The organism is Nonomuraea sp. NPDC050733 (assembly GCF_040654215.1).
Classification (GTDB): domain Bacteria; phylum Actinomycetota; class Actinomycetes; order Streptosporangiales; family Streptosporangiaceae; genus Nonomuraea.
The window spans coordinates 1-25,364 of the sequence record NZ_JBFAHO010000068.1 but is presented as its reverse complement, the minus strand read 5'-3'; the positions used below and the strand labels follow the sequence as shown (position 1 = coordinate 25,364).

Here is a 25,364-nt window from a genome sequence, read left to right as displayed (position 1 = left end):
CGGCGGAGGCGTTGCGCGAGGCTGCCAACAGATGTCCTTCCGAGGGCTCGCGGCGGACTGACTACACGCACGCCAGACAACCTCGCAACGTGAGCGAGCGGAGCGGGTCGTCAAAAAAAAGCAGCGTGGAGGCATGAGCGTACTCGCTCTAATTGAATTTGTCCACGCTCACGCAGACCCATCACTCCGGTCGCATTTCCAGGATGCCGTACGCCGCCGCCTTTGTCAATCGTCAAGCTCGCTCGTCAGAGGTCCCAGAAAGTACCGCCAGGGCCTGGGCCAGCGGGAAGACTCCGGAAAAGGAAACCGGAAGAAGGGAAAGCGGAGAAGGGAAAGGGGAATGTCCGCGCCTTTCCACTCTCAACCTATAGCGCACCGAGGGGCTTGCGGCAAGACCCCGGTCATGCCGCACAATCGCTGACCTGAGCCACGGCCTGCGGAAACGGGCCGGCACGATCCGCACCGGCGGAACGACGACGGCCGCCAAGCTGCCGCACCAGAGCTGAAGAAAGTGAATTCCGTGACCACCAGCGCGTTCGACCTTCCCGACCACCTCTCCCCCAAGGCCGACCCGGCCTTGATCGCGGGCGACGAGCGGCACTTCGCCGCCATCGCCGAGAGCCTTGAGCAGTCGATCGCCGACCTGTCCGGCCGCCTCGACGCCGAGCGCAGGGCGCCCGGCGGCCTGGGCCGGCAGGCGTTGGACCGGGACCTGGAGATCCACCGGCTGACCGCTCGCCTGCGCGCCCTGCGTCGCTTCGGGCTGGACCTGTGCCTCGGACACATGGTCAGCGCGGACGACCCCGAGCCCGTCTACATCGGACGGCTCGGCCTCACGGACAGCGCGGGTCGCCGGCTGCTGCTCGACTGGCGCTCCCCCGCGGCCGAGCCGTTCTTCGGAGCCACCCACGCCAACCCGATGGGTCTGACCAGCCGTCGCAGGTATCGCTGGACCCGCGGCCGGATCAGCGACTACTGGGACGAGGTGTTCACCGCGGACGGGTTCGAGGGCCACGCCGCGCTCGACGACCAGTCCGCCTTCATCGCCAGCCTGGGCGGCAACCGGTCGGCCCGGATGCGGGACGTGCTCGGCACCATCCAGGCCGACCAGGACGCCATCATCCGCGCGGGCTCCCGCGGCGCTCTCGTCGTCGACGGCGGCCCGGGTACGGGGAAGACCGTCGTCGCCCTGCACCGCTCCGCCTACCTCCTCTACTCCGACCCTCGCCTCGGCCACCACCGGGGCGGCGTGCTCTTCGTCGGCCCGCACCAGCCCTACCTGAACTACGTCTCCGACGTCCTCCCCAGCCTCGGCGAGGAGGGCGTGCAGACCTGCACCCTGCGGGACCTCGTCGCCGAGGGCGCCGCGGCGGCGGTCGAGACCGACCCCGACGTGGCCCGGCTGAAGTCGTCCGCGGACCTGGTGAAGGCGGTCGAGCCGGCCGTGCGGTTCTACGAGAACCCGCCCACCACGGGGATGACGGTCACGACCCCCTGGTCCGACATCTGGCTGAGCGTCGACGACTGGGCCGAGGCGTTCGAGGCGCCGGACCCCGGTACGCCGCACAACGACGCGCGCGACCAGATCTGGGAGGAGCTGCTCACGATCCTGATGGACAAGCACGAGAGCGACGAAGAAGTCTCGGCTCCCCTGCTCCGCAAGTCGCTGCTGCGGAACAGGGAGCTGCTCACGGTCTTCAACCGCGCGTGGCCGCTGATCGAGGCGGCCGACCTCGTGGGAGATCTCTGGTCGGTGCCCGCCTACCTGCGGATGTGCGCTCCCTGGCTCGGCCCCGACGAGGTTCGGGCGCTGCAGCGCGAGGACGCCCAGGGCTGGACGGTGTCCGACCTGCCGATCCTGGACGCGGCACGGCAGCGGCTCGGGGACCCGGAGGCGTCACGACGTAAGCGCCGGCACGCCGCCTCTGTCGCCGCCGAGCGCGAGGAGAGAGCCAAGGTCATCGACAACCTGCTCGCGGCCGATGACGACGGTGAAGGCGCGGTGACGATGCTGCGCGTACAGGACATGCAGGACGCCCTGGTCGACGAGGCCGCACCGAACCGCACCGAACCGGACCTGCTCGCCGGCCCGTTCGCGCACATCGTCGTGGACGAGGCTCAGGAGCTGACCGACGCGGAGTGGCAGATGCTGCTGCTCCGCTGCCCGTCCCGGAGCTTCACCGTCGTCGGGGACCGCGCCCAGGCCAGGCACGGGTTCACGGAGTCGTGGCAGGACCGGCTCAAGCGGATCGGGCTGGACCGGATCGACCTGGCCTCCCTGACCATCAACTACCGGACCCCGGAAGAGATCATGACTGAGGCCGAGCCGGTCATCCGGGCCGTGCTCCCGGACGCCAACGTGCCGACCTCCATCCGCGTCAGCGGCGTTCCCGTCGTACACGGATCAGCTTCGGAGCTGGACTCGATCCTCGACACCTGGCTCGCCGCCCATGCCGAAGGGATCGCCTGCGTCATCGGCGATCCCACGTTCCGCTCGACGTCCCGCGTCCGGTCGCTGACCCCGGAGCTGTCGAAGGGACTCGAGTTCGACCTGGTCGTCCTCGTCGACCCGGAGGCGTTCGGCGAGGGCATCGAAGGGGCGGTCGACCGCTATGTCGCGATGACCCGGGCCACCCAGCGACTCGTCATCCTCACGACCTCCTGAGGCCGTGGCCGGAACCCGTCATCGTCAGTGGGCTGTCGCCGGGCTGTCAGCGCTCCCGACGAGGCTGAGGCCCGTCAACGACACCCACTCACGTATCGGAAGACCATCATGAAGAGCAAGACCCTGGGTGGCGCGCTGGTCCTCGGCCTCGCCGTCACCGCCGCCGTCAGCCCCGCCGCGATCGCCGACGCCGGCCGGAGGGCTCGCGTCCCGCCGAGCGGCCCCTGACCTGCAAGGGCTCGGTGCCGGCCGCCGGAGCGGAGTACAACGAGTACGTCCTGGACCGGGTCCGCCACCGCGACTTCATCCTCGACACCCGCACCGCCTCCCCGGCCGCCCGCGCCTGGCTCGCCCGGCCCCGCCCCACCCGCCTCATCGGCGGCGGCTTCTGGTCGCCCGACCAGGCGGTCCAGGCCTCCCTCGGCGCCTCCTACGACGTGGTGATCCACCTGCACAAGGTCAAGGCCGCCACGTTCCTGCCGTGACGTCGCCGCCCGCCGGGCCCGTGAGGGACGACGGGGCGCGCCCTCCCGGTGCGGGTGGGCGCGCCTCAGCCGCCCTTGACCGGGAGCCGGACGGGGCGATGGATCAGTCCGTCGTCGGTCCAGCGGATCGTCGACAGGTCCTCCTGGGGGCGGAGGGTGGGCAACCGCGTCACCAGGGCGCGGAAGGCTTCCTGCAGCTCCATCCTGGCCAGGTTCGCCCCCAGGCAGTAGTGGGGCCCGTGGCCGAACGCCAGGTGCGGGTTGGGCACCGTCCCGGCGAACCTCTGGATGTCGAACCGCAGCGAGTCGTCGAAGGCCGCCGGATCGTGGTTCGCGCCGGTGGGGTTGGGCAGGACGACGGAGCCTTTCGGGATCACGCCGCTGGGCAGCTCGACGTCCTCGGTGAGCACCCGGAGCAGGCCGTTGCCCCCGGGACCTTCGCAGCGCAGGATCTCCTCCACCGCCGGCTCCACGAGCTCGTGCCGGGCCGCCAGGTGCGCGTACTGCTCAGGATGGCACAGCAGCCGGAACGTGCCCCGGATGATGATCGACGCGGTGGTCTCGTGCCCGGCCATGATCAGCGTGAAGACCATGTGGGTCAGCTCCGCCTCACTCAGCCTGTCGCCCTCGTCCCGAGCCGCGATGAGCAGGTCGATGAGGTCGTCGCCCGGCCTGGCCCGGTGCTCCGCGATCAGCTCGCCGGCGTAGGCCATGAACGCGGCGAACCCCTCTCCTCTGGCCTGGGCACTCGCCTCGGACGTGGACAGGAACATCTCCGTCCAGCCCCTGAACTGCTCGAACCGGTCCATCGGGACGCCGAGCATCTCGCAGATCACCCGCGCGGGCAGTTGCAGGGCGAAATCGGCGACCACGTCGAACTCCTGGCCGGCCGCGTCGATCAGCTCGTCGGCGATCGCCGCCGCGCGAGGCCGCCAGCGCTCGATGTGCCGGGGCGTGAACGTGCCCTGCAGGATGCGGCGGTAGCGCGTGTGCTCCGGCGGGTCCTGGTTGATCAGCGCCGACGGGTCGTCTTCCAGAGCGGTGCCGCTGACCATTCTGGGAAGGCCGGGCGCCCGCAGGTTGCGGCTGCCGGCCGGCGAGGTGAGCACGGCACGGACGTCGTCGTACCTGACGATCATGGGTACCCGGTCCCCGCTCGGCATGGTGACGAGCTCCATCGGAGCCTCGGCGAGCCTGCGGACCAGTTCGGGAGAGGGGCCGCCGAGCGGGCCGGAGGGAAGCTCCGGCCAGGGCGACGTGGTGCTGGACCGTGCTGTCATGACCGCCTCCTGGCGATGCCGGCCGACGAGCACCCTGAACGTACGTAACGGCCCGTAGCCAGTCAATGTCCCCTTGGCCACATCTCCCTTGAGCGAAGCGGGGCGTCGGGGATGGGGCGGTATCGGCCTGGCCGTACGGGAGGGTGGGGCCAGGCCCACTTCGGGGCCGACCCGGCGAGGACCGGGCTCCGGGCGGTGCACAGTAGGACATACCAAGCCGTACCGGAGGAGAACGAAGGGTATGCGACAGCTGAGGTCGTGGGTGGCGGGTGCCTGCGTGGGGTTCGCGCGAGCCTGCGTCGTGGTGGTCGTCGCCATGCTGGTGCCGGCCGTGTGGGCCGTCGCCGTGGCGCTGTGGTTGTGGTGGTGGGGCGGCAACCCGTGGACGGCGGCAGTGCCGTTCCTGTGGGCGTGCATCGGCACGCTCGCCCTGTCCCGCCCGGTGTGCCGGATGGTCCGCTCCCTTGTCGAGAAGTGGACGGGCACCGTCGTTCCCGCCGGATACCGGCAGGCCGGGCCGGTGACCCGGATGTCCACCGGTTACTGGTGGAACGGGTACTCCTACGAGCGCACCGACCGGGACGCTCGCCAGGACCAGCGGATGCGGCTCTGGTGGAGCGATCCAGCCACCCGGCGTGACCTGCGGTTCACGGCGGTCGCACCCGTCACCATGGGCCTGATCGCGGCTGTCCCCCCGGCCGGAGCCGTGGCGGCGGTCCTCGGGTTGTCCCAGCCGACGCTTCCCGCGCGTCTTGCCGGGGTGCTCGGCCTGGCCGTGGCCATCGCCGGGGCCCCGTACGCGTGGCGGGTCGTCGAGCCGGTGGCCGTCCGCTTCCTGGGCGCGACGCCCGCGATGACGCTGGCCGGGCGGGTCGACGAGCTGACGGCCCAGCGCGCGGACACGACGGTCGCCCAGGCCGCCGAGATCCGCCGGATCGAGCGGGACCTGCACGACGGGGCGCAGGCACGCCTGGTCGCGCTCGGGCTGGCCCTGGCGACCGCGGAGAAGCTGATGAAGACCGACCCCGACCAGGCCATGGCGCTGATGCGGGACGCCCGGGTCACCGCCTCCACGTCACTGACCGAGCTGCGCGAGCTGGTCAGGGGAATCAACCCGCCGGTGCTGAACGAGCGAGGGCTCGTCGACGCCGTTCGCGCCCTCGCCCTGGACAGCCCGCTGGAGGCGACCGTCAGCGCCGACGTCCGGCTGCGCCTGGACCCGCCGATCGAGTCCGCCCTGTACTTCGGCGTCGCCGAGCTGCTGACCAACGCGCTCAAGCACGCCCATGCGACCCGGGCGCGCGTCTCCATCGCCCAGGACGGCGCCCGCATCGTCGTCGACGTCGAGGACGACGGCCGGGGTGGGGCCGGTGTACGGGCCGGCGGCGGACTGGCGGGGCTGCACCGCCGCCTCGCGGTGTTCGACGGCGCCCTGGACATCACCAGCCCGGAGGGCGGCCCGACCCGCGCGAGAATGGTGGTGCCATGCGAATCGTTGTAGCCGAAGACCTCTACCTCCTGCGCGACGGGATGGTCCGTCTCCTCCAGGCGTACGGGCACGAGGTGGTGGCGACGGCCACCACCGGGCCCGAGACGCTCGACGCGCTGCGCAGGTGGCGGCCGGACGTGTCCGTCATCGACGTCCGCATGCCGCCGACCCAGTCGGACGAGGGCCTGCGGGCGGCTCTCGCCGCCCGCGGCGAGCTGCCCGGACTGCCGGTCCTGATCCTTTCCCAGCACGTCGAGCAGCTCTACGCCCGCGAGCTCCTGGCCGACGGCGCCGGCGGCATCGGCTATCTCCTCAAGGAGAGCGTGTTCGACGCCGACCAGTTCGTCGACGCCCTCGAACGCGTCGCCGCCGGCGGGACCGCCATGGACCCGGCCGTCATCGCCAAGCTGCTGTCCAGCGGATCCTCGACCCGACGGCTCGACCGGCTCACCGAACGCGAACACTCCGTGCTCAGCCTCATGGCCGAGGGGCTGTCCAACCAGGCCATCGGGCAGCGGCTCTTCCTCAGCGAGAGCGCCATCAGCAAGTACACCACCTCCCTGTTCGGCAAGCTCGGCATCGTCGACGACGACAGCAGCAACCGCCGCGTTCTCGCCGTGCTCGCCTACCTCAACGAGCCCTGACCTTCGGCCTCGAACATCCGGACGAGCTCGGACTCCTCGGCGGCGGTGAGGCCGGAACGGCTCACGGTGTGGCCGGACTCGCGCTGCCACGCGAGCGTGTCGCGGGCCGTGTCGGCGACCGGGCGGATCTTCAGGCCGGCGACCAGCGTGGCGGAGGTGTCACGGGTCATGAAGCCCGCGTACTCCGGCAACGGCAGCCACAACGGCAGCGACCGCGGCCCCATCCACGGCTGCACCTGGTGATCGAGGAGGAAGTCCTGACCGGCCCAGATCAGATCGGGCCGCACCTGCAGACCCTCCGCGATCTCCGCCAGCAGGTCGCCCCTGCTGAAGGGCATGGAGATCGCATCGTACGGCCCGGCAAGCCCCTTCTCCGCCGCCTCGATCGTCCAGGCGGCCAGATCGCGCACGTCGACGAGCTGGACGAGCTCGCCGGGCGACCCGGGGGCGAGCACCGGCCCGCCACGCGCCAGCCGGTCGACCCAGTAGGTGAACCGGTCGGACTGGTCCTCCGGGCCCACGATCAGCCCGGCCCGCACCAGGAGCGCCCCATCGCCGGCGATCCGCTCGCACGCGACCTTGGCCGGCCCGTAGTTCTCCGGGTCGTTCTCGTCCGCGTCGGCGGGCAGCGGCTCGTGCAGCACCTGGTTGGCCTCCCCGGTGTCGGAGTAGACGCTGCACGACGACACGAACGTCCAGTGACCGGCACGGCCCGCCAGCTCCGCGACGGCCCGCCGCAGCACGCTCGGATGCCTGGCGACGTCTATGACGAGGTCGAACGTTCCCTCCAGCGGCGCCAGCCCGCCGTCCTCGTTCCGGTCGACCCGGACGAGCTCGACCCCCGGTGGCGGCTCGCCCGAGAGTCCGCGCGCCGCGCACACCACCTCGTGCCCGCGATCGCGCGCCTGCCGGGCGATCTGCCTCGACAGGAACCTCGTACCACCCAGAACCAGTGTCCGCATCCCCTCATCCTCGCGGGCCACGGCCTCCTTCGCGACCTTGCCCCGTCAGGACACCGGATGCGGCGCGGTGCGGGCGTGGGCGGCCATCAGATGGTCGATGAGCGCCAGCAGCACGTCTCGGCCCGCCATCCGGTCGCGGGCGTCACAGAGCACCAGCGGCACCTGTGGATCGAGATCGAGCGCCTTGCGGATCTCCTCCTGTGTCCGGTCCCTGACACCGTGGAAGCAGTTGACCCCGACGACGAAGGGGATGCCGCGGCTCTCGAAGAAGTCGATCGACGCGAAGCTCACGTCCAGCCGGCGGGTGTCGACCAGGACGACCGCGCCCATGGCGCCGTTGACGAGGTCGTTCCACATGAACCAGAAGCGCTCCTGCCCGGGGGTGCCGAACAGGTAGAGGACGAGCTCCCGGTTGATCGTGATGCGCCCGAAGTCGAGCGCGACGGTGGTGGTGGTCTTGCCGCTCACCCCTTCGAGGTCGTCCACGCCGACGCTGGCGTGGGTCAGGTACTCCTCGGTACGCAGCGGGGCGACCTCGCTCACCGCGCCGACCAGGGTCGTCTTCCCGACGCCGAAACCACCGGCGATCAGGATCTTCACCGCCAGGGGAGCGGCGTCCCCGTGGTCAGAGGTTGCGTAACCCATCCCTCACCGCCTCAAGGATCGTCATGCCGGGAAGGCCACCCGCCTGCGCGAACGCCAGAGGTGGCCGGGACCGCATCTGACCCGCCTCGATCAGGTCACCGATGAGGATCTTGGTGACCGACACCGGGAGGTCCAGCGCGGAGGCGACCTCGGCCACCGCCAGGGGCCGCCTGCACAGAGCGAGAATGGTGCGGTGCTCCGGCTGCATCCCGCGCAGCTCCTGCCCGGCCTCCGAGGGCACCGCGGAGATCGCCGTCACCAGGGTGATCAGCGTGAGGTCGTCCCGCTCGGGCGTGGTTCGTCCGCCGGTGATCGTATAGGGACGGACAAGGGGCTCGTCGGCGTCTTCGTCGTCGAAGCCCTCCGTCCAGTGCCTCATCCGCGTCTCCTCGCGTCATCGGCCTGCGGGGGACGCGCGTCGGTTCCCAGCTTCTGGCCGACCTGCTGGATCAGGGTGTGCATCGCGACGGACATCAGCTCGGCGTCGACCTCCTGCGAGGCGACCACGGCCAGATGGGTGCCGCGGCCCGCGGCCGTGATGAACAGCCACAGGTCGGCCATCTCGATGATGACCTGGTGCACCGGTCCGCCGTCGAAGAGCTGCCCGACACCCCGCGCCAGGCTCTGCTGCCCGGTGGCGATCGCGGCGAGGCGTTCGGCGTCCGAGCGTTCGATGGTCCGGGACCGGCTGATCACCAGGCCGTCGTCGGACAGCACGATGGCGTGCCGGGTGCCCGCGACCTGATCGACCAGGCCGTCCAGGAGCCAGTCCAGGTCTGCGTCGGTGGCGGTGGTTCGCTGCGTCATCATCGATCTTCCGTCGTAGGGGCACTGGGCTCGGCGGACCCGTTCGGCCGGGGCTGGGGGGCGTCGTCGTCACCGGTCCGGCGCCTGCGGGACTGCCTCTGGAACGCACCGATCATGGCACTGGATCGGCCGGGCTGCTCGCGGGCGGGCCAGGTCCCCTGGTCGGCCTGTTCCTCCCTGTCCACCGGGACCTTGAGCTCGGTGACCAGGCTGGCCTGGCGCACCCGCTGGGGCAGCGGCCGGCGGTCGGACGGCGGGGGCGCGTCGTCCCGATCCGGTGATGCGGCGCCGGGTGCCGTCACGTACGCCATCGCGCGTCCCCTGGAGCGGGTCGGCAACGGCGCGCCCCCGTGGGACGGGCGGGGACCGGGCGTGCCTTCCTGCGGGTGGGGTTGCTCTTCCCGCGGGTGCGGCCGCGGATCGGCGGACTCCTGGGGGACGTCATGGCGTGGCGTGGCGGCCGGCTCGGGTACCGCGCGGGGGCGGTCCACGACCAGCGGCTCCGGGAGCAGCACGACGACACGGGTGCCGCCGAAGGCCGACGGCCGCAGCTCCACCTGGAGGCCCAGGCCCGCGGAGAGGCGGGCGACCACGTACAGGCCGAGACGCACGTCGTCGGCGTGGGTCATCACATCGAGCTGCGGCGGCGACTGCATCAGGGCGTTGGCGGCGGCGTACTGCTCGGGCTCCATGCCGAGGCCGCGGTCCTCGATCTCCACGGCGAGGCCCCGGCTGACCAGTGCGGCCCGCACCTCGACGGGGGTCGGCGGCTTGGAGAAGGCGGTGGCGTTCTCCATGAGCTCGGCCAGGACGTGGACCAGCGGTCCCACCGCCCGCTCGGCCACCCAGGGCTCACCCGTGACCTCGATCGAGATCCGCCGGTAGTCCTGGACCTCGCCCTGCGCGGCGCGCAGGACGTCGAGCAGACGTACCGGCTTGCGCCAGCGACGCTGCGGCTGACCGCCGCCGAGGATGACCAGGTTCTCCTCGTAGCGGCGCAGCCGCGCGGTGAGATGGTCGAGGTCGAACAGGCCCTCCAGCACCTCGGGGTCCTCGTGCCTGCGCTCCAGCTCGTCCAGCTTCTTCAGCTGAAGGCCGATGAGGATCTGGGTACGGCGGGCGATGCGCTGGAGCATGCGCTGGAAGCCGCGGTGCTGTTCGGCCTGCCGCACGGCGGTGAGGACAGCGCTGTGGCTGGCCAGATTGAGGGCCTGCCCGAGCTCGCCGAGCTCGTCCGGGGTCGGCTCGACCACGTGGACCTCCGCGTCCACGTCGACGTCCTCGCCGCGCTCCAGCCGGGCGACCACGTCGGGCAGGCGCTCCTGGAGCTCCTGGGCTTCCCGGCGCAGGTGCAGGATGCGCCGGCGAAGAACGGCGGTGAGGCGCCAGCTGGTGAAGAAGACCAGGAAGAAGGCGAGCAGGCCCACGGCGCTGACGCTGACGAAGATCACGAAGAGCGTACGGGCGTGGCTGTCGCCGATCGTGGCGACGTTGTCGAGCCGGAGGCTGAGGAGCTGCAGCAGCTGCGGCTGGATCGTGTCCACCGAGGAGCGCCAGGTGGGGCCCATGTCGCGGAGCGTCACCTGGTTGCCCTCGGCGACGGCCCCGGAGGTGACCAGCCGCCTCTCCAGGTCGGTCATGGTGGCCCACGCCTTGCTGGTCGTCAGCGTTCTGTACCGGCTCTCGTTGGCCAGGAGAGCGGGGAGCACCTGGGAGCGCAGGATGTGCTTCCTGGTGCCGATGGCGTCGGTGACAAGGGCGTACTCGTCCCTCGTCAGGCGTCCGGTCGCCCAGCCACGGGCCAGGACGGCGTCTTCGCGGCCGATCATGTCGACGACCCAGAAAAGGTCGACCAGTGTCTGCGCCTTGCTGCCCACCTCGCCGTGATGGGTGTGGCTGAGCACGGTCAGGACGCTGAGGTCCGCCTCGATGACGTCGCTGTAGTAGTCGAACGCCTGCTGCTCACTGGCCCAACCGGCGTCCACCGCCCCGCGCTGCTGGTCGAGAAGGCCGAGGCTGCGATGGATCCGGGTGATGGCGCCGGTGAGCCCCTCCTGCGCGTGGGTGGTGTCCAGGGCCCCCGGCGACGGGAAGGTGCTCACGGCCTGATCGGTGACCGCGCGCTGCTTGGCGAGCTTGCCACGGACGGCGCTACCCGGCTCGACCTGCGCCTCCGCGGTGAGCCGTCGCTCCTCCTGAAGGCTGAAGAACAGGTTGGCCGCGGGCCTGCCGACGGTCGTGGTGGCCAGCTCCATCTGGGACTTCTCCGTCTGCCACTGACTGGACAGCTGGAACATGCCCGAGGCCAGCAGCGGAGCGAAAGTCACGGTCGGCACGAACGCGACGATGAGCAGCACGGTACGCAGGGGCAGCCGCCGCGACCTGCCGCCGGTCGGCCCCGATAACCCGTTGCCGTCGCCCAGGGTTCCCGTTCGTCGCCGCCCGACCCTGCCCCATCCAGCCACGTGCAGGACACTCTCCTCACCAGTCGGTGCGTCGATGACGAAAATCGCCAAAGTAGGCGATTGGTGCCCGATAGTAGCCATACGGCAGTTGACCCGAAAGTCCCCACGCCTGGCGCTGCTCCCCGGGGCGAGGGAGCCGCTTCCCCTCTACGGGGGAGCACATCGGGGCGCGGCCCGGAGAAGCTGGCAACCATGACCACCACATCCGCGGCCGGCCCACCCGCCTTGTCCGCGCCCCCGAGCCGGCTCACCGTCTGGGCCGGCCGAAGCATGATCCTGATCGCCGTGGCGCACACCGTCGTGTTCGCCCGCGTGGCCCCCTGGTCCAGCTGGCTCGCCGGGGACCTCCGTGACCATGCCGCGGACAGCGACTCGGTGGCGACGTTCTGGGCGCTGCCCGGCGGGTTCGTCGTGGTGCTGACGCTGCTGGGGCTGCTGGTGGCGCGCATGGGGCGGCAGGGACACCAGGTTCCCGGGTACGTCGGCTGGGTGACCCTCGCCTGGGGAGCGCTGGCCGTCAGCCTGATCGGACCGAGCGGTTTCCTGCTCGCGGCCATCCCCGCCGGGCTGCTCATCGCGGCGAACCTCACCAACAGACGACACTCCCGCGCTCGGCCCTGAGCGGGTCTCGCCACCCCTTGACCCCCTCAGGGCCGCACGCCACCCGTCCCCGATCAGGACAGGAAGCTGCCGTAGCTGCCGCGCAGGATGCTGTCCTTCTGTGCCTGGCTGAAGTGGCAGTTCGGGTAGTCGTAGAGGGATGCCGACATGCACGTGCCGTCGGTGGACGTGGCGTCGGGCAGGCCGAACGCGTGCCCCAGCTCGTGCACCATGCCGCCGTACCAGCGGTTCATCGCGCCGTTGAGCCCGGCGGCTCCGTCAGCGTCGTGGCCGCTGAGGATCACCCAGCCGTTGCCGCCGCCACCACCGGCGCCGTCGCCCTCGGCGCTGATCTCGCCGACGTTGAGCCAACGGCTGTCCGGTGCGCCGAGGCCGAACTTGCGGCGCAGCTCCTCCTGCATGTTGCACACCGCCCACCAGTACTTCTCACCGCAGTTCGGCGTGTTCTCGTACCAGCTTCGCGGCTTGTCGCCGTTGACGACCTCGACGACCGGGTTGTTCAGGGTGAACGTCTTACCCAGCTCCTGCTTGAAGAAGCGCTGCGCCTCCTGCAGGACCTTGGTCATGCCGTCCGGGTACCGCTGGTCGTACGCCACGTCCGACGGCTTGAGCCAGAAGACCCGCACCGTCCGCGACGGCGGGGTGCTCGGCGCCGGTGACGGGGTCACGGTCGGAGTGGGGGTCACGGTCGGAGACGGGGTAGTGGTCCCCGTGCAGGTGACGCCGTTGAGCGTGAAGCCGGCCGGCACGGGGTTGCTGGAGTTGTTCCAGGTGCCGTTGAATCCGAACGAGGTGCTGCCGCCCGTCGGCAGGGAGCCGTTCCAGTTCGTGTTGGAGGCGGTCACCGCGCTGCCGCTCTGGGCCACGCCGGCGTTCCATGCCTGGCTGACCGTCTGCCCGGCGCCGAAGGTCCAGCGCACGGCCCAGCTGTTGAGCGGATCACCGAGGTTCTTGACCGCGACGTCGGCGCTGAAGCCGCCGGTCCACTGCGAGCCGACGGTGTACGTGACCTGGCAGCCGGCTGCGGCGGCGTGCGCCGTGACCGTGGTCGCCACCGCGGCGATGACCAGGCAGACGGCCAAGGTCCAGGCGACAAGGCCCTTGGGTAATCCTCGTTGGTGCATCTGTTCCTCCGTTGCGGCTCGAACTCCGCCAGTAGTGCGCGGACCGAAATTATGTGAGCGCTAACGTGGGGGAGGGTGACCAACCTTCGCGACCGTGTCAATGGACGCGGAAAGCAGCCGCCGCCGACGTGGGAGAACGCCGCCCCGGAACGAGAAAGTTTCAAGCCGCCCTACGTGACCGGAAGGCAGTCGGGACCGCCGTGCGCCAACCGGCGGAAGAAGGTCAGAACGCCGGTCAGCCCTTGCGCCCACGAGAGCGAGCGGGCGGGAGGGTCGTCGGGCGCGAAGAAGCGGGGGTGGGCAGGCGGGCCGGCGCTTCGGAGCAGAAGATGCGCGGCCAGGTCGAAAGCCGCGTCCCGGTAACGCTCGGACTGCTCCGTGTCGGCCAGGTTCAACAGGTGGTTGCCGACCCCGGCGGCCCCGCAGCACTGGCCGAGCGCGCTCAGTCGCCGCATGCGGGCGACACAGACGTCCGCTCCCTGGCGGGCCAGGTCGGTCAGGGATGGGTCGCCCAGCACCTTGCCGGCGTGCAGCAGGGTCTGCCCGATCCCGGAAAGGCCGCGGCACCACGACATGGTCATCGGCTCCGCCGCCGGGTCTTCCGCTTCGCGGACGAGAACCCGGGCGCGTTCCGCGAGGTGGCGCACGCGGTCCGCGGCGGCTTCGAGTGCCCACGCGTCGCCGGTCTCCTCGGCGAGGCCGAGCAGCAGCTCGGCGGCGCCGGCCAGGCCGTGCGCGCGCCCGGCCGTCACATCGGCCTGGCCCGGCGCGGAGGTGCGGGGAAGCGGTTGTTCCGCGGCGACGATCCGCGCGCAGCGCCGTGCCACCTCGAGGTCGGCCGGGTCACCGTTGACGCGGTAGAAGTACAGGTGCCCCAGGCCGGCCCCCGCCTCTCCGTCGGTCAGGTCGGCGCTTTCGTGTCTCCACTCCGGCGGCGGCAGGCTCCGGCCCGGCCAGTTCGTCAGCTCGATGCCGCAGTTGACCGCTTCCTGAAGGAACATGTCCGTTCCGGTCATGCCGGTGAACAGGCCCGGCTGCGGCCTCAGCGGTGCCGTGACGCGCTCGGTGAAGGCCGCCAGCTCGCGCAGCTTCCGGTCCGCGGCCGGCCGGTGCCGATGGTGGAGCAGTTCCAGGCCGATGCCCGCGCTGCCGCTGTAGACGCTCGCGTCGTTGGCGGCCTTCGTGTTGGCTGCGGCCTCCAGGACGTCGTCCAGCAGACGGAGCAGGTCGCCCACGAGGTTGTCCATCACCTCGGCCGCCAAGTCCGGGGTGACGACTGGCGGCGACGGCAGGGACGGCGTCCGGCGGTCGCCCTCCCCTGACACGAGCCGCCGTACGGCGGCTCGCGCACGCTCCTCGTCGCCGAGCAGGTCCACGACGGCGGACATCGTTCCCGACGGCGTACGGCCGTGGTGGCGGGAGACCGTCTGGAGCGCCCGCGTCCTCGCCAGCTCCGGGTCGTCGCCCAGGGTCACCGGGTGCAGGCCGGTGGCGGCGTACAGCAGGACCATGCCGAGCGTGTGGAGGTCGTCGGCCTCTCGCGGCGGCTCTCCGCGTACCTGCCGGGCGGGCGCGTAGCCCGGTGTCATCCCGGACAGGTGCAGCCCGTCGTAGGAGGCGAGGCCGAAGTCGATGATGCTGGCGCCGTCACCGATCACGACGTTGGCGGGGGACAGATCCCGGATCATGACGCCACGTTCGTGCACCGCGGTGAGGATCCGGGCCAGCTCACCCGCCAACCGGTCGAGGCTCCGCGCGCCGCTGCCGGGCCCCGTCCGGTACGGACCGTTCCGCCGCACGTCCTCGGCCAGGGTCAGCGGGCCGCAGTCGCTCGTGACCAGGAACTCGTCGTCGCCGTACCGGAAGTGGTCGAGGAACCGCGGCACGCCGGCGACTCCGTCGAGAGCTTCCAGGACGCGACGCTCGTTGCGCAGCCGCAGCCGGCCGTCGTTGCCGTCGCCGTGTTCGGCGACGAAGGCGCGCGCCTGCTTGACGACCACCTGGTCGCCGGTCCGCTCGTCGATCCCGCGGTAGACGTTGCCCTGGGCGGCCTCCCTGATTCCGGCGACGACGCGGTAGCGTCCGCTGAGCAGGAGATCGTCGCGGGAGCGGCCGGGTTCGGGCCGGGCGCCGGCGAACGGGTCCTCCACCCACGACGGTTGCCGGTAGCTGAGCCCGGCGGCCTCGTCGAACTCCTCGCCGGCGGGCCCGCGCAGCAGCGTGATCGACTGTCCGCGCACGTCGGTACTCCGCCGGGTGACGAACCCCCCGTACCGGTAGTACACCGGAGCGTCCGGGGACACTCTCCGGTCGCTGAGTACGCGCGGCCCTTCGTGGCCGCGCAGTGTCCGGGCGAGCCGTAGCCCGATCTCACGGACGAGATTCTGGTCCGGATAGACGGTGAACGCCTTGCCGACGCTCTCCGGGACCGTCCGGCCGTCGTTCAACTCGTGGAGCACCTGTTGTGAACGGGCCAGCTTGAACACGCAGCCCTCGGCCACCAGGAAGGGGACGAGTTTCTCCACCAGCGCCGGAAAATTGGCGGCGCGAGAAGATACGTGCAACTTCCATCCGTGCTCCGGTAAAACGGCTCCGTCCGGCCTGACAACCAGCCAGACAGAGCCGCCTGTCACCGTGTGGTCACCACCGGCGCATTGCCTGACGACCTGTTCCACCCAGTCCTGGGAACCCGCCTCGTGCATCTTCCGCCAGCCCCCGTCTGGGTGAATTCCGGTACGTCCGCGCCGGCCCCGGCGGTCAGCAGATCTTCGAAATGCCAGGTCGCGTCACGGGGCAGCGATCCTGGTCGACCTGGCTCTCCCACCGCTGCTCGAACTCGACGACCGGCTCCATCACGTCGGTCCCGGCCACTCGGGGTTCCATCCTCAGAAGTGCCGACATTGCCTGTCCCTTCTGCCCATTACAGCCTGTCCGATATCCAGCGCAATGCTAACAGTCGAGGGTGTCGTGTCAAGATCCCTTTCACCGGACGCGGTCTGACATCGGCTGATGACCAAGCGTGCGAACGGAACGTTCCAGGGGGCCCTTGAATGGTAATTCTCGAATGCACGAATGGCATTTCCGCAACGACCTGAAATCGCATGCGGCATGTTCCTCCGGTCCAACTCCTAGCCGGGCAGGGGCGAATCCGATGCGGCTTCCAGGCCGAGGCGGTCGGCCAGGCCGGCGGCGGCGGCGGTCAGCTCGGGCGGCGTGGGGCGGCGGGTCACCATGAAGAGGGTGAGCCTGCCCGGAAGCGTCATCGTCGGGACCTGCTCCTGCGGCTCGGCGTACGAGATGCCCAGCCCGCGGGGCAGGACGATCGGGCAGCGAAGCAGGCGGCCCATCCGCACGGCCGTCTCCGCCGTGGCCGCCACCCGGGGGCGCCCGCCCAGCTCGGAGATCCGCCGGTGCAGCGAGGCGGTGGAGGTGTCGTAGGTGTACGCGACCACGTCGAGCCCCGCGAACGGCTTGCGCCCGGAGCCGAGCCGCACGCCCTCCGGGACGAGAACGGCCAGCCGATCGCGCGCCACGGGCGACGCCCTCACCGTCCCGGGCAACCGCATCTGATTGGCGATCGCGACGAAGGCCACGTCCAACGAGCCCTCGCCGACCCACCCGACCAGCCGATCGCCGTGGTCGGTGACCTGGTGGACCGTCACCTCACCCAGCAGCTCCTCCAACACCGGGAAGAGCCACGGGGCGAGGCTGCCGAACGTGCCCACGGTGAGGCTGCCCGCGCGCGCCGCCGCCCGGGTCCGGTCGAAGATCGCCTCAAGGTGCTCCAGGACGTGTGCCGCCTCCGCGGCGAGTGCCCGGCCGGCCGGCGTCGGTCGCGCTCCGGTCGTGTCCCGGTCGAAGAGCCGTTCGCCGATCCGCCGCTCCAGCGCGGCCAGCCGATTGCTCGCGGCCGGCTGGCTGATGAGCAACTCCCGCCCGGCCGCGCCCAGCGAGCCGTGCCGGGCGAGCGCTTCGACGAGCCGCAGGTCCTCCACCGTGGGCAATGAGCTCATAAGCCCACGTTATGAGCTAACGCGATGATTCACGACCTACCCCGAAATTTCGCCAGATTCCAGGATTTCTCCGTGACTCCTCGCCGTGACATCGCCGCCATGCTCGTGACCACGTTCATCACCTGGATGGGACAGCGCACCACCGCCGTGGCGCTCCCCCTCGTCGCGCTCGCCGAGACCGGATCCGCCTGGACCACCGGGCTGGTCGGCGGGGCCGTCGGGCTGCCCATGCTCACCTCGGCGTGGTGGGCCCGCGGACTGCGGCAACGGCTGACGACCGGCCGCGCCCTCGCCGGCGTGCTCGCCGTCCAGGTGGCCGGGCTGCTCGTCGTCCCGATCGGCGCCGCCCTCGGCACCGTCGGCTCGATCCACCTGGCCGTGACGGGGTTGATCACCGGCTGCGCGACCACCGTGGGCGCGCCCGCCCAGCGGGCGCTGCTGGCCGACATCTGCGACCGGCTGGGTGCGGGCGTCGCCGCCCGGATGCTCTCCTGGCAGGACTTCGCCCACCGGAGCACGATGATCCTGGCGCCACCCCTGGCCGGCTGGGCGATCACCGCCACCGGCCCCTTCCAGCTGCTCTGGGCGGAGGCGGCGGGCGTCGGTCTCGGCGCGGCCGTGCTGCTGACGGTGAGAGGCGACGCGACGGCCACCCCCGGCGGAGACGATGCGGCGGCCACTCGCGGCGGCGGGGAGCAGGACGCGCCGGCCCTCCGGCACGTCCTGGCCCGTCACCCGGAGATCCGCCGGGCCGTGACCATGTCGGGCGTCGGCGGTCTCGTCTGGTTCGCCTTCACCCTCGGGCTGGCGATCCTCGGCGCCGAGACCGGCCGGCCCGGGCTGCTCATCTCGGCCGGCATGACCGGTTACGGCGCGGGCTCGGTCGTCGGCGCGCTCCTGGCGCCGGCGGTCGTCCCCCGGCTGCCGGCACTGGCCACCATGGCCACCGGGTGGATCATCCTCGGGGCGGCCTTCGTCGCCCTTCCCGCGGTCACCTCGTCGCTGCCGCTGATCGCCTGCCTGGCCGCGGCGGGCGGCTTCGCCATGCCGCTCGGCATCGGGTCGATGAACCGGCTGATCACCATGCGCACCGACGGCGCGGAACGGCGGGCCGCCTTCGCCGCCGAGAGCCTGGTGCACGACGGGGCGGTGTCACTCGGCCTGCTCGCCGGAGGGGCGATCATCGGCCTGGCCGGGGCAGGTCCGACGCTGGTCGTCGCGGGCGCCGCGCAGGTCGCCGTCGCGCTGCTCGCCGGCCCCTGGCTGATCCCCGTACCGGCTGGTGAGCGCCTCCGTCCGGTACGGTCGCCCTTGCAACGATCATGATGGAAGCGGATGTTCCTCCTCCTGGTGCGCGATGACCCCGCGTGTCGGTCAGGAGGCGACCGCCGCCGGCACGGGCTCCTTCGTCGCGGGCTGGGTGACGGCCAGCTTGCGGGCCAGGCGGAGCCGGTAGGCGTCCAGCACCACGGCGACCAGGATCACCAGACCGGTGATGATCTGCCGTTCGAAGTCGGAGACGCCCATGAGCAGCAGTCCGTTGGTGAGCACGCCCAGCAGACATGCTCCGAGGAACGTGCCCGCCATGGAGCCGCGCCCGCCCATCAGGCTGGCTCCGCCGATGACCACGGCGGCGATCGCGTTGAGTTCGTAACCCTGCCCCAGGATCGGGCTGGCGATGTTGAGCCTGGCCATGTACAGGATGGCCGCGATGCCCACGGTCAACCCGGCGATCATGAAGGCGGCGATCTTGATGCGGGAGGTCTTGTGGCCGGACAGGCGGACGGCTTCCTCGTTGTTGCCGGTGGCGTAGATCAGCCGCCCGAAGACCGTGCGCGACAGCACGAACCAGCCGACCCCTGCCAGCAGCAGCGCGACCCAGAACACCGCGGGGATGCCCAGCAGCGTGATGGTGCCGAAATCGTTGAGCGCGGCGGGCAGGTTGTAGATGGTGGCCGCGTCGGTGTACCGCTCCGCGGCGCCGCGGGCGATGTTGAGCATGGCCAGGGTGACGATGAACGACGGCACCCGCCACTGTTCTGACACGAACCCGTTGATCCAGCCGACCACGGCGCCGACGAGCACGCTCACCAGGATCGCGCCGAGCAGCGTCAGGGCGGAGCCGGATCCGGCCATCATCGTGCCTGACACGACCGCGCACAGCGCCATCGCCGAGCCGACCGACAGGTCGATGCCGCCGACCAGGATCACGAACGTCATGCCCACGGCGAGCACGGTGTTCAGGGTGATCTGGGTCATGATGTTGCGCAGGTTCTGCTCAGTCGCGAAGTTCGGTGCCGCGATGACGAAGAAGCCCGCGAGCAGCACCAGGGCGACACCGATGCCGGCCTCGCCGAGCACGAGCCTTTTGATCATTGTGTTTCACCGTTCTTGAGGTAGCCCGAGTAGGCGAGCGTGAGGATGCGCTCGGCGTCGAAGTCCGCCCTGGCGACCTCTCCGGCGATCTTGCCGCGGGAGAAGACCAGGATGCGGTCGCAGATGCCCATCAGCTCCGGCAGGTCCGAGGAGACGACGAGCAGGGCCTTGCCTTCCGCGGCCAGGCCGAGCAGCAGCTCGTGGATCTCGTACTTGGCGCCGACGTCGATGCCGCGGGTGGGCTCGTCCACGATCAGGATGTCGGATCCGGCGTTGAGCCACTTGGCCAGCACGACCTTCTGCTGGTTGCCGCCCGACAGGGTGCGTACGTGCTGGCCGACGCCCGCGGAGCGCAGGTGCAGGCGCTGCCCGAGGCCCTCGGCGAGGGAGCGTTCCTGACCGAAGCGCACCAGGAGTCCGCGCAGCTTGGCGAGGGTGACGTTGGCGCTGATCGGCAGGTCGAGGACCAGGCCCTGCGACTTGCGGTCCTCGGTGAGCAGGCTGATGCCGTGCCGCACCGCATCCTTGGGGTGCCGGATGTGCACCTTCTCGCCGTAAAGCTCGATATTTCCGGATACTGCGGGGTCGGCGCCGAAGATCGCGCGCATCGCCTCGGTACGGCCGGAGCCGACCAGCCCGGCGAGACCCACGACCTCGCCGCGCCGTACCGAGAAGGAGAGCGGCCCCTCGAAGCCCGCGACCTTGAGGTCGCGCACCTTGAGCGCCACCTCCCCCAGCCCGGTCGGCGGCTTGACCGGGTACTCCTGTGCCAGGTCACGCCCCACCATCAGCCTGACCAGGTCGGGCGCGGTCACGCCGGCCATCTCGCGGGTCTCGATGCTGCGCCCGTTGCGCAGCACGGTGACCCGGTCGGCCAGCTCCAGCACCTCCTGCAGGTGGTGGGAGATGTACACGATGGCGACGCCGCGCTCGCGCAGCGCCCGCAGGATGCCGAACAGGCGTCCGGCCTCGCGCGAGGTGAGCGTGGCGGTCGGCTCGTCCATGATGAGCAGCTTGCAGTCGGTGGAGATCGCCTTGGCGATCTCCACCAGCTGCATCTGCGCGATGCCGAGCCGCTCGACCGGCGTGTCGGGCCCGACGTCCAGGCCGACCTCGGCCAGCAGCCGCGTGGCGTCCGCGCGCAGCCGCTTCCTGTCGACGACGCCCGCCGTGCGCGGCAGCTCACGCAGGAACAGGTTCTCCGCGACGGTGAGGTACGGCAGCAGCGCCAGCTCCTGGTGGACCACCGAGATCCCGGCGGCCAGACCGTCGGCCGCGCCGGCGGGGGTGTACGGCGCGCCGTCGAAGGTCATCGTGCCGCTGTCCGGGGCGTGGATCCCGGCCAGGGTCTTGACCAGCGTGGACTTGCCCGCGCCGTTCTCCCCCACGAGGGCGTGGATCTCGCCCGCGCGGATGTCAAGGTCGACCCCGTCGAGCGCCACCACACCGGGGAAGCGCTTGACGAGGCCGCTGACCGTCATCATCCGACGTTGTCCTTGGTGATGAGCTTGATCTCGGTCTTCTGCCAGCCGCTGAAGTTCTCGCCGGCGATCATCTTCATGGCGTAGTCGATGCCGTTCGCGGCCTGCTGCGCGCCGTACTGGTCGAGGGTCGCCACGACGGTGCCGTCCTTGACGTACTGCGCGATGGCCGGGATGTTGTCGAACGAGGCGACCTTGATCTTGCCCTTCTCGCCCTGCTCCTCGATCGCCTTCAGCGCGCCGAGCGCCATGTTGTCGTTGCCGGCGAGCACGCCCTTGATGTTCGGGTGCGCGGTGAGCATGTTGCTGAAGACGGTGTGCGCCTCGTTGGTCTCCCAGTGCGCGGTCTTGGAGTCGACGAGCTTGAGCCCGCCCTCCTTGATCGCGTCCTCGAAGCCGGCCTTGCGCTGGGCGGCGTTGGCCGCGCCGGGGTTGCCTTCCAGGATGACGACCTCGGCGTCCTTGCCGACGGCCTTGGCCAGCTCCATGCCGGACTGCTTGGCGCCCTCGCGGTTGTCGGGGCCGACGAAAGGCACCTTGTCGCCGATGCCGGCGGCCTTCATCGCGCCCTCATCGAGCTGGACGTCGATGTTGACGACCTTCACGCCCGCGTCGACGGCGCGCTTGAGCGGCGCGATCAGCGCGCGGGAGTCGGCGGGGGCGATCACGACCGCCTTGGCCTGCTGGGTGACGCACTTCTCGACGGCGGCGACCTGGTTGTCGATGTCCGTCTCGTTCTGGATGCCGACGACGCTGAGCGTGAGGTCGCCGCGCTTGGCCGCATGCTCTTCCGCGCCTTTCTGCATCTGCTGGAAGAACTCGTTGGCCAGCGACTTCATCACCAGGCAGACGCCCGGCTTCTCGCCCGGCTTGGGGGCGGCGGCCGGCTCGGCGGTGGTGCCGCCCTCCTTGCCGCAGGCGGTCAGCGCGAGGGCCAGACCGGCCACGGCGACGATCTTCTTGTTCATCTGGTGTCTCCTTCAGAAGGGAACGCCCGCTTGGAGGACGACGTTCGCGTACGGCGTCGTCTCACCGGTTCGCACGACCGCGCGGGCCCGGCCGGTGAGCTCCTTGAGCCGGGTGTGAGGGATGCGTTGTGTTGTTGTCAGCACGCCGTCGAGGAAGCCGCGCGGCGACTCCTCGGCGACGTAGGCGGTCTCGACGACAAGCTCGCCGAGCACCGCTTCGAGTACGGGGAGGAAGGCGGGTTCACCCCTGCGCCAGACGAGGTCGACCGTCTCGACGCCGGGCGGGACGGGGAGGCCGGGGTCGGCCACCACGATGAGGTCGGTGTGTCCCGCCGCGGACAGGATGTGCAGCAGGCGGGGATGCCAAAGGCCGTCATGACGCACAGGCGAGCAGCCCTTCAACCTGGCCGGCGGTGGGCATGGCGGTCTGGGCGCCGTGGGCGGTGGTGGCCAGCGCGCCGGCCGCGCAGGCCCGCCGTACCGCCTGGTCGAGAGGCAGGCCGGCCGCGTGGGCGAGCGCGAGCTGCGCGCAGAACGTGTCGCCCGCGCCGACCGCGTCGACCACAGGCACCTGGAAGGACGGCACCTGGCAGGCGCCGGTGACGTCCTGGCCGCGCGCCCCACGCCGGCCCAGCGTCACCACGGCGGCGCGCGGCCCGAGCGCGAGCAGTCCGGCGGGGTCGGTGCCGCCGCACAGGGCGGCGGCCTCGCTCTCGTTGACGATCACCAGGTCCACCTGGGCAAGGAGTTCGTCCAAGCCCTGCGTGTACGGCGCGGCGTTGAGGATCACCGGCACGCCGTGCGCCCTGGCCTGCCGCGCGGCGGCGAGGCAGGCGGCGACCGGGATCTCCAGCTGCAGCAGGAGCGCGTCGGCGCCGACGAGATCGAGGTCGAGGTCGGTGGGGTGGAACAGCCCGTTGGCGCCCCGGGCGACGGTGATCATGTTCTCACCGCCGTCCTCGACGACGATCATCGCCAGCCCGGAGGCGGCGGGCACCTGCCGTACTCCTGAGACGTCCACGCCCTCGGCCGCCACGGCGGCGAGCAGGTCGCGACCCAGCGCGTCGTCGCCGACCTGTCCCACCAGGCGCACCCGCGCGCCCAGCCGGGCGGCGGCCACCGCCTGGTTGGCGCCCTTGCCCCCGGCCGCCCGCACCACGGCGGCGCCCGCGACCGTCTCGCCCCTGCCCGGCAGGCACGTCACGGGGACCGTGAGATCCATGTTGAGGCTGCCGACGACGACCAGCTCCAGCTCACGCATCGTCCAGCCCGCCCGCGGGGTCGGGGCAGCCGCAGGAGCCGCGCCTGATCAACGTGGCGGACAGGACCACGCGCTCGCCACCCGGTGCGTCACCGATCCGCGCCGCCAGCAGCTCCACCGCGCGCCTGCCCAGCTCCTCGATCGGCTGGCGCATGGTGGTGAGCGCGGGCACGGTGTAGGAGGAGGCGGCGATGCCGTCGATCGAGCACAGCGCGACGTCGCCGGGTACGTTCAGCCCCAGCTCGGCCGCGGCGCGCATGACTCCGATCGCCTGCTCGTCGCTGGTCACGAAGAGCGCGGTGGGCCGGTCCTCCTGCGACAGAAGCCGGCGGCCGCTCAGGTAACCCTGCCGCCGCCCGTACGGGCCATGGGCCAGCGGCATCGAGGCCGGGTCGATACCGGCCTCGGTCAGCGCCCGCGACCAGCCGGCGACACGGTCCACGGTCGGGTGGATGTCCTTCGGCCCCGCCACGCAACCGATGCGCCGCTGCCCATGCGCCAGCAGGTGGCTGGTCGCCTCGTGCGCGCCGCCCTCGTTGTCGAGCAGCAGGTGGCTGGCCGGGGTGTCGTCGAGCTCGCGGTCGAGCACGATGCACGGCACCCCGGAGGCGGCCAGCTGGGACCGCCAGGCGCGCGGGCCGTGGGCGGGAATCAGGATCAGCCCGTCCACCTGGCGGTCGATCAGGGTCCGCACGTAGGCGGCCTCGCGATCGTCGTCGTCCATCGCGTTGCCGAGCAGCAGCGTCAGGCCGTGCCGGAAGGCGACCTCCTCGATCTCGCGGGCCAGCTCGGCGAAGAAGGGATTGGCGTTGTCAGGGACGACGAGCCCGATCGTGTGCGTGCGGTTGGTGCGCAACGAGCGGGCTACGACGTTCGGCCGGTAGCCGAGCTCGTCGATCGCGCGCAGCACCCGTTCGCGGGTGTGCGGGGCGACGTTCCTCGGCCCGTTGTTGAGCACGTAGCTGACGACGGCCTCTGAAGTGCCGGCCAGCCGCGCCACATCGCGGCGTGTGACCACTACGCAAGTCCCATCTACTCGTGTTGACGGCAGTATTCGGTCAGAATTCCGCACGAAGCAACACGTGTAGATGGGACGTTATAAAGGCGTTACCGCAAGGTTTCGGGGTGGTCACGAATGGCGGCCGGAGGTTGTGCGCCGGCCCGCCGATGCCGCACATTGCACTGGTCCCCGTACGGCTCCGCGTGGAACCCGCGCAGGTCAGGGGGCATGGGACGAGCGCGTACGGTCAAGGCCCGTGTACGTTCGTCAGCGGCGGACAGAAGCTGACGTGGCCCGGCCACGATGTCTGCCACAGCCTCCGCGTCGTCGGACCCGTCGACCTCCAGGACTCGGATGCCCAAGCGACGTGCGGAGCGGGCGGCGTCGTCGGCGATGTGACGATGTGTGCTCGATCGGGTCGCTGATGGCACTGATCTTGCGGGGTCGTCCGCCGCCGGCGGGCCCGGCCGAACCGGGCCCCGCCGCCTCCATCCCGAAGGCGGCCTTCGACTGCCTCGCCGCGCTGGAATGGGTCGCCGCGACGGAGAACTGCCTGTTGGACCCGCTTCTGCACCACAGTATCGTCGTGGTCACGACGACTTGGCCGTTGAAAGATCACACTGTTTGACCCAAAAAAGAAAGGAATCGGGGCTTATGTCGGCGAAACCTGGTGGCTATGATCCCTGATCATGGTGCGCGGCTCGTCGTGCACCGACCTTCGATCCATCGGGGAGGCACCGTGGAGAAGTCAGGCCAGGTAACCGAGGACAAGAAGCCCACGAAGAAGATCGACCTCAAGATCAAGCGGCTGGAGAAGGTGGAGACCACCATGCTCCGCCAGTTCGGCTGACCCCGACGAATACCCGGCCGGTCAGGCACGACCTGGCCGGCCCGCTGTGTTCTCGGCGTGATCTGGAAGGTTCTCGTGCGCTTCCCCCGTATCAAGAGTGTCCATCAGCCCGTGGCCCTGCCGGATGGTCGCATCGTCATAGGCCTCATGCAGCAGGGCATTTCCTCTGAGATCCAGGACAATGAGGACGGCGCGATCGCTCAGCTGATCGTCCTTATGGACGGCACC

General features: G+C 70.8%; 22 protein-coding genes. 7 read left to right on the top strand and 15 right to left on the bottom strand.

Annotated elements, in window-relative coordinates; all coding sequences use genetic code 11:
* Positions 1-511: 511 nt before the first annotated feature.
* Entirely contained in the window at positions 512-2,665 is a 2,154-nt protein-coding gene (gene helR, locus AB0H64_RS43590) for an RNA polymerase recycling motor ATPase HelR (protein ID WP_357637454.1), read from the top strand.
* Between the two features lie 242 nt (positions 2,666-2,907).
* A complete protein-coding gene (locus AB0H64_RS43585; protein WP_357637452.1) occupies positions 2,908-3,150 on the top strand; it encodes an erythromycin esterase family protein in 243 nt (80 codons plus the stop codon).
* Between the two features lie 65 nt (positions 3,151-3,215).
* Here AB0H64_RS43585 and AB0H64_RS43580 read toward each other — a convergent pair whose 3' ends face one another.
* Complete coding sequence (locus AB0H64_RS43580) at positions 3,216-4,430, bottom strand: cytochrome P450 (RefSeq protein WP_357637450.1); 1,215 nt, start codon at positions 4,428-4,430, stop codon at positions 3,216-3,218.
* A gap of 241 nt (positions 4,431-4,671) precedes the next feature.
* Between AB0H64_RS43580 and AB0H64_RS43575 the strand changes: the two genes are divergently transcribed.
* Both AB0H64_RS43575 and AB0H64_RS43570 read left to right on the top strand, forming a co-directional pair.
* Positions 4,672-5,931, top strand: coding sequence for a histidine kinase (locus AB0H64_RS43575; protein WP_357637448.1), 1,260 nt, complete (start codon positions 4,672-4,674; stop codon positions 5,929-5,931).
* On the top strand, positions 5,916-6,563 hold the full coding sequence (locus AB0H64_RS43570; RefSeq protein WP_357637445.1) for a response regulator transcription factor: 648 nt from the start codon (positions 5,916-5,918) through the stop codon (positions 6,561-6,563). The genes AB0H64_RS43575 and AB0H64_RS43570 overlap by 16 nt, the downstream gene beginning before the upstream one ends.
* Here AB0H64_RS43570 and AB0H64_RS43565 read toward each other — a convergent pair.
* The 5 genes from AB0H64_RS43565 to AB0H64_RS43545 are packed head-to-tail and all read right to left on the bottom strand — an operon-like array spanning position 6,545 to position 11,313.
* On the bottom strand, positions 6,545-7,525 hold the full coding sequence (locus AB0H64_RS43565) for an NAD-dependent epimerase/dehydratase family protein (protein WP_357637443.1): 981 nt from the start codon (positions 7,523-7,525) through the stop codon (positions 6,545-6,547). The two genes, AB0H64_RS43570 and AB0H64_RS43565, sit on opposite strands and share 19 nt — an antisense overlap.
* A 45-nt stretch (positions 7,526-7,570) precedes the next feature.
* The gene (locus AB0H64_RS43560; protein WP_357637440.1) at positions 7,571-8,170 is read right to left on the bottom strand and encodes an ATP/GTP-binding protein; all 600 of its coding nucleotides are present in this window, start codon (positions 8,168-8,170) and stop codon (positions 7,571-7,573) included.
* The gene (locus tag AB0H64_RS43555; protein ID WP_357637437.1) at positions 8,151-8,549 is read right to left on the bottom strand and encodes a DUF742 domain-containing protein; all 399 of its coding nucleotides are present in this window, start codon (positions 8,547-8,549) and stop codon (positions 8,151-8,153) included. Before AB0H64_RS43555 ends, AB0H64_RS43560 begins: the two co-directional genes overlap by 20 nt.
* Entirely contained in the window at positions 8,546-8,977 is a 432-nt protein-coding gene (locus AB0H64_RS43550) for a roadblock/LC7 domain-containing protein (protein ID WP_357637456.1), read from the bottom strand. Before AB0H64_RS43550 ends, AB0H64_RS43555 begins: the two co-directional genes overlap by 4 nt.
* Complete coding sequence (locus AB0H64_RS43545; protein WP_357637435.1) at positions 8,977-11,313, bottom strand: nitrate- and nitrite sensing domain-containing protein; 2,337 nt, start codon at positions 11,311-11,313, stop codon at positions 8,977-8,979. The genes AB0H64_RS43550 and AB0H64_RS43545 overlap by 1 nt, the downstream gene beginning before the upstream one ends.
* A gap of 321 nt (positions 11,314-11,634) precedes the next feature.
* Between AB0H64_RS43545 and AB0H64_RS43540 the strand changes: the two genes are divergently transcribed.
* Complete coding sequence (locus tag AB0H64_RS43540) at positions 11,635-12,063, top strand: DUF6463 family protein (protein ID WP_357637433.1); 429 nt, start codon at positions 11,635-11,637, stop codon at positions 12,061-12,063.
* Between the two features lie 53 nt (positions 12,064-12,116).
* On the opposite strand, the gene AB0H64_RS43535 is transcribed toward AB0H64_RS43540, so the two are convergent.
* From AB0H64_RS43535 to AB0H64_RS43525, 3 genes are all read right to left on the bottom strand, one after another.
* Positions 12,117-13,187 (bottom strand): cellulose-binding domain-containing protein, encoded by a 1,071-nt coding sequence (locus AB0H64_RS43535; RefSeq protein WP_357637431.1) that lies wholly within the window; start codon positions 13,185-13,187, stop codon positions 12,117-12,119.
* A gap of 170 nt (positions 13,188-13,357) precedes the next feature.
* Positions 13,358-15,889 (bottom strand): class IV lanthionine synthetase LanL, encoded by a 2,532-nt coding sequence (gene lanL / locus AB0H64_RS43530; RefSeq protein WP_357637428.1) that lies wholly within the window; start codon positions 15,887-15,889, stop codon positions 13,358-13,360.
* Positions 15,890-16,315: 426 nt separating this feature from the next.
* Positions 16,316-17,200, bottom strand: a complete 885-nt coding sequence (locus AB0H64_RS43525) for a LysR family transcriptional regulator (RefSeq protein WP_357637426.1) — start codon at positions 17,198-17,200, stop codon at positions 16,316-16,318.
* Positions 17,201-17,272: 72 nt separating this feature from the next.
* Here AB0H64_RS43525 and AB0H64_RS43520 point away from each other — a divergent pair, with 72 nt between their 5' ends.
* The gene (locus AB0H64_RS43520) at positions 17,273-18,526 is read left to right on the top strand and encodes a hypothetical protein (protein ID WP_357637424.1); all 1,254 of its coding nucleotides are present in this window, start codon (positions 17,273-17,275) and stop codon (positions 18,524-18,526) included.
* A gap of 48 nt (positions 18,527-18,574) precedes the next feature.
* Here the strand turns inward: AB0H64_RS43520 and AB0H64_RS43515 are convergent, their stop codons facing one another.
* The 6 genes from AB0H64_RS43515 to AB0H64_RS43490 are packed head-to-tail and all read right to left on the bottom strand — an operon-like array spanning position 18,575 to position 24,304.
* Positions 18,575-19,576, bottom strand: a complete 1,002-nt coding sequence (locus AB0H64_RS43515; protein WP_357637421.1) for an ABC transporter permease — start codon at positions 19,574-19,576, stop codon at positions 18,575-18,577.
* Positions 19,573-21,060: a sugar ABC transporter ATP-binding protein gene (locus AB0H64_RS43510; RefSeq protein ID WP_357637419.1), complete on the bottom strand. Its 1,488-nt coding sequence runs from the start codon at positions 21,058-21,060 to the stop codon at positions 19,573-19,575. The genes AB0H64_RS43515 and AB0H64_RS43510 overlap by 4 nt, the downstream gene beginning before the upstream one ends.
* Positions 21,057-22,025: a sugar ABC transporter substrate-binding protein gene (locus tag AB0H64_RS43505; RefSeq protein ID WP_357637416.1), complete on the bottom strand. Its 969-nt coding sequence runs from the start codon at positions 22,023-22,025 to the stop codon at positions 21,057-21,059. The genes AB0H64_RS43510 and AB0H64_RS43505 overlap by 4 nt, the downstream gene beginning before the upstream one ends.
* A 12-nt stretch (positions 22,026-22,037) precedes the next feature.
* Positions 22,038-22,409 carry a D-ribose pyranase gene (rbsD, locus tag AB0H64_RS43500; protein ID WP_357637414.1) on the bottom strand — a complete coding sequence of 124 codons (372 nt, stop codon included), beginning with the start codon at positions 22,407-22,409 and terminating at the stop codon, positions 22,038-22,040.
* A complete protein-coding gene (locus tag AB0H64_RS43495) occupies positions 22,399-23,286 on the bottom strand; it encodes a ribokinase (RefSeq protein WP_357637411.1) in 888 nt (295 codons plus the stop codon). Before AB0H64_RS43495 ends, rbsD begins: the two co-directional genes overlap by 11 nt.
* Positions 23,279-24,304, bottom strand: coding sequence for a LacI family DNA-binding transcriptional regulator (locus AB0H64_RS43490; protein ID WP_357637409.1), 1,026 nt, complete (start codon positions 24,302-24,304; stop codon positions 23,279-23,281). The genes AB0H64_RS43495 and AB0H64_RS43490 overlap by 8 nt, the downstream gene beginning before the upstream one ends.
* Positions 24,305-24,710: 406 nt before the next feature.
* On the opposite strand from AB0H64_RS43490, the gene AB0H64_RS43485 reads away from it, so the two are divergent.
* A complete protein-coding gene (locus AB0H64_RS43485; RefSeq protein ID WP_357637408.1) occupies positions 24,711-24,914 on the top strand; it encodes a hypothetical protein in 204 nt (67 codons plus the stop codon).
* Positions 24,915-25,364 lie beyond the last annotated feature (450 nt).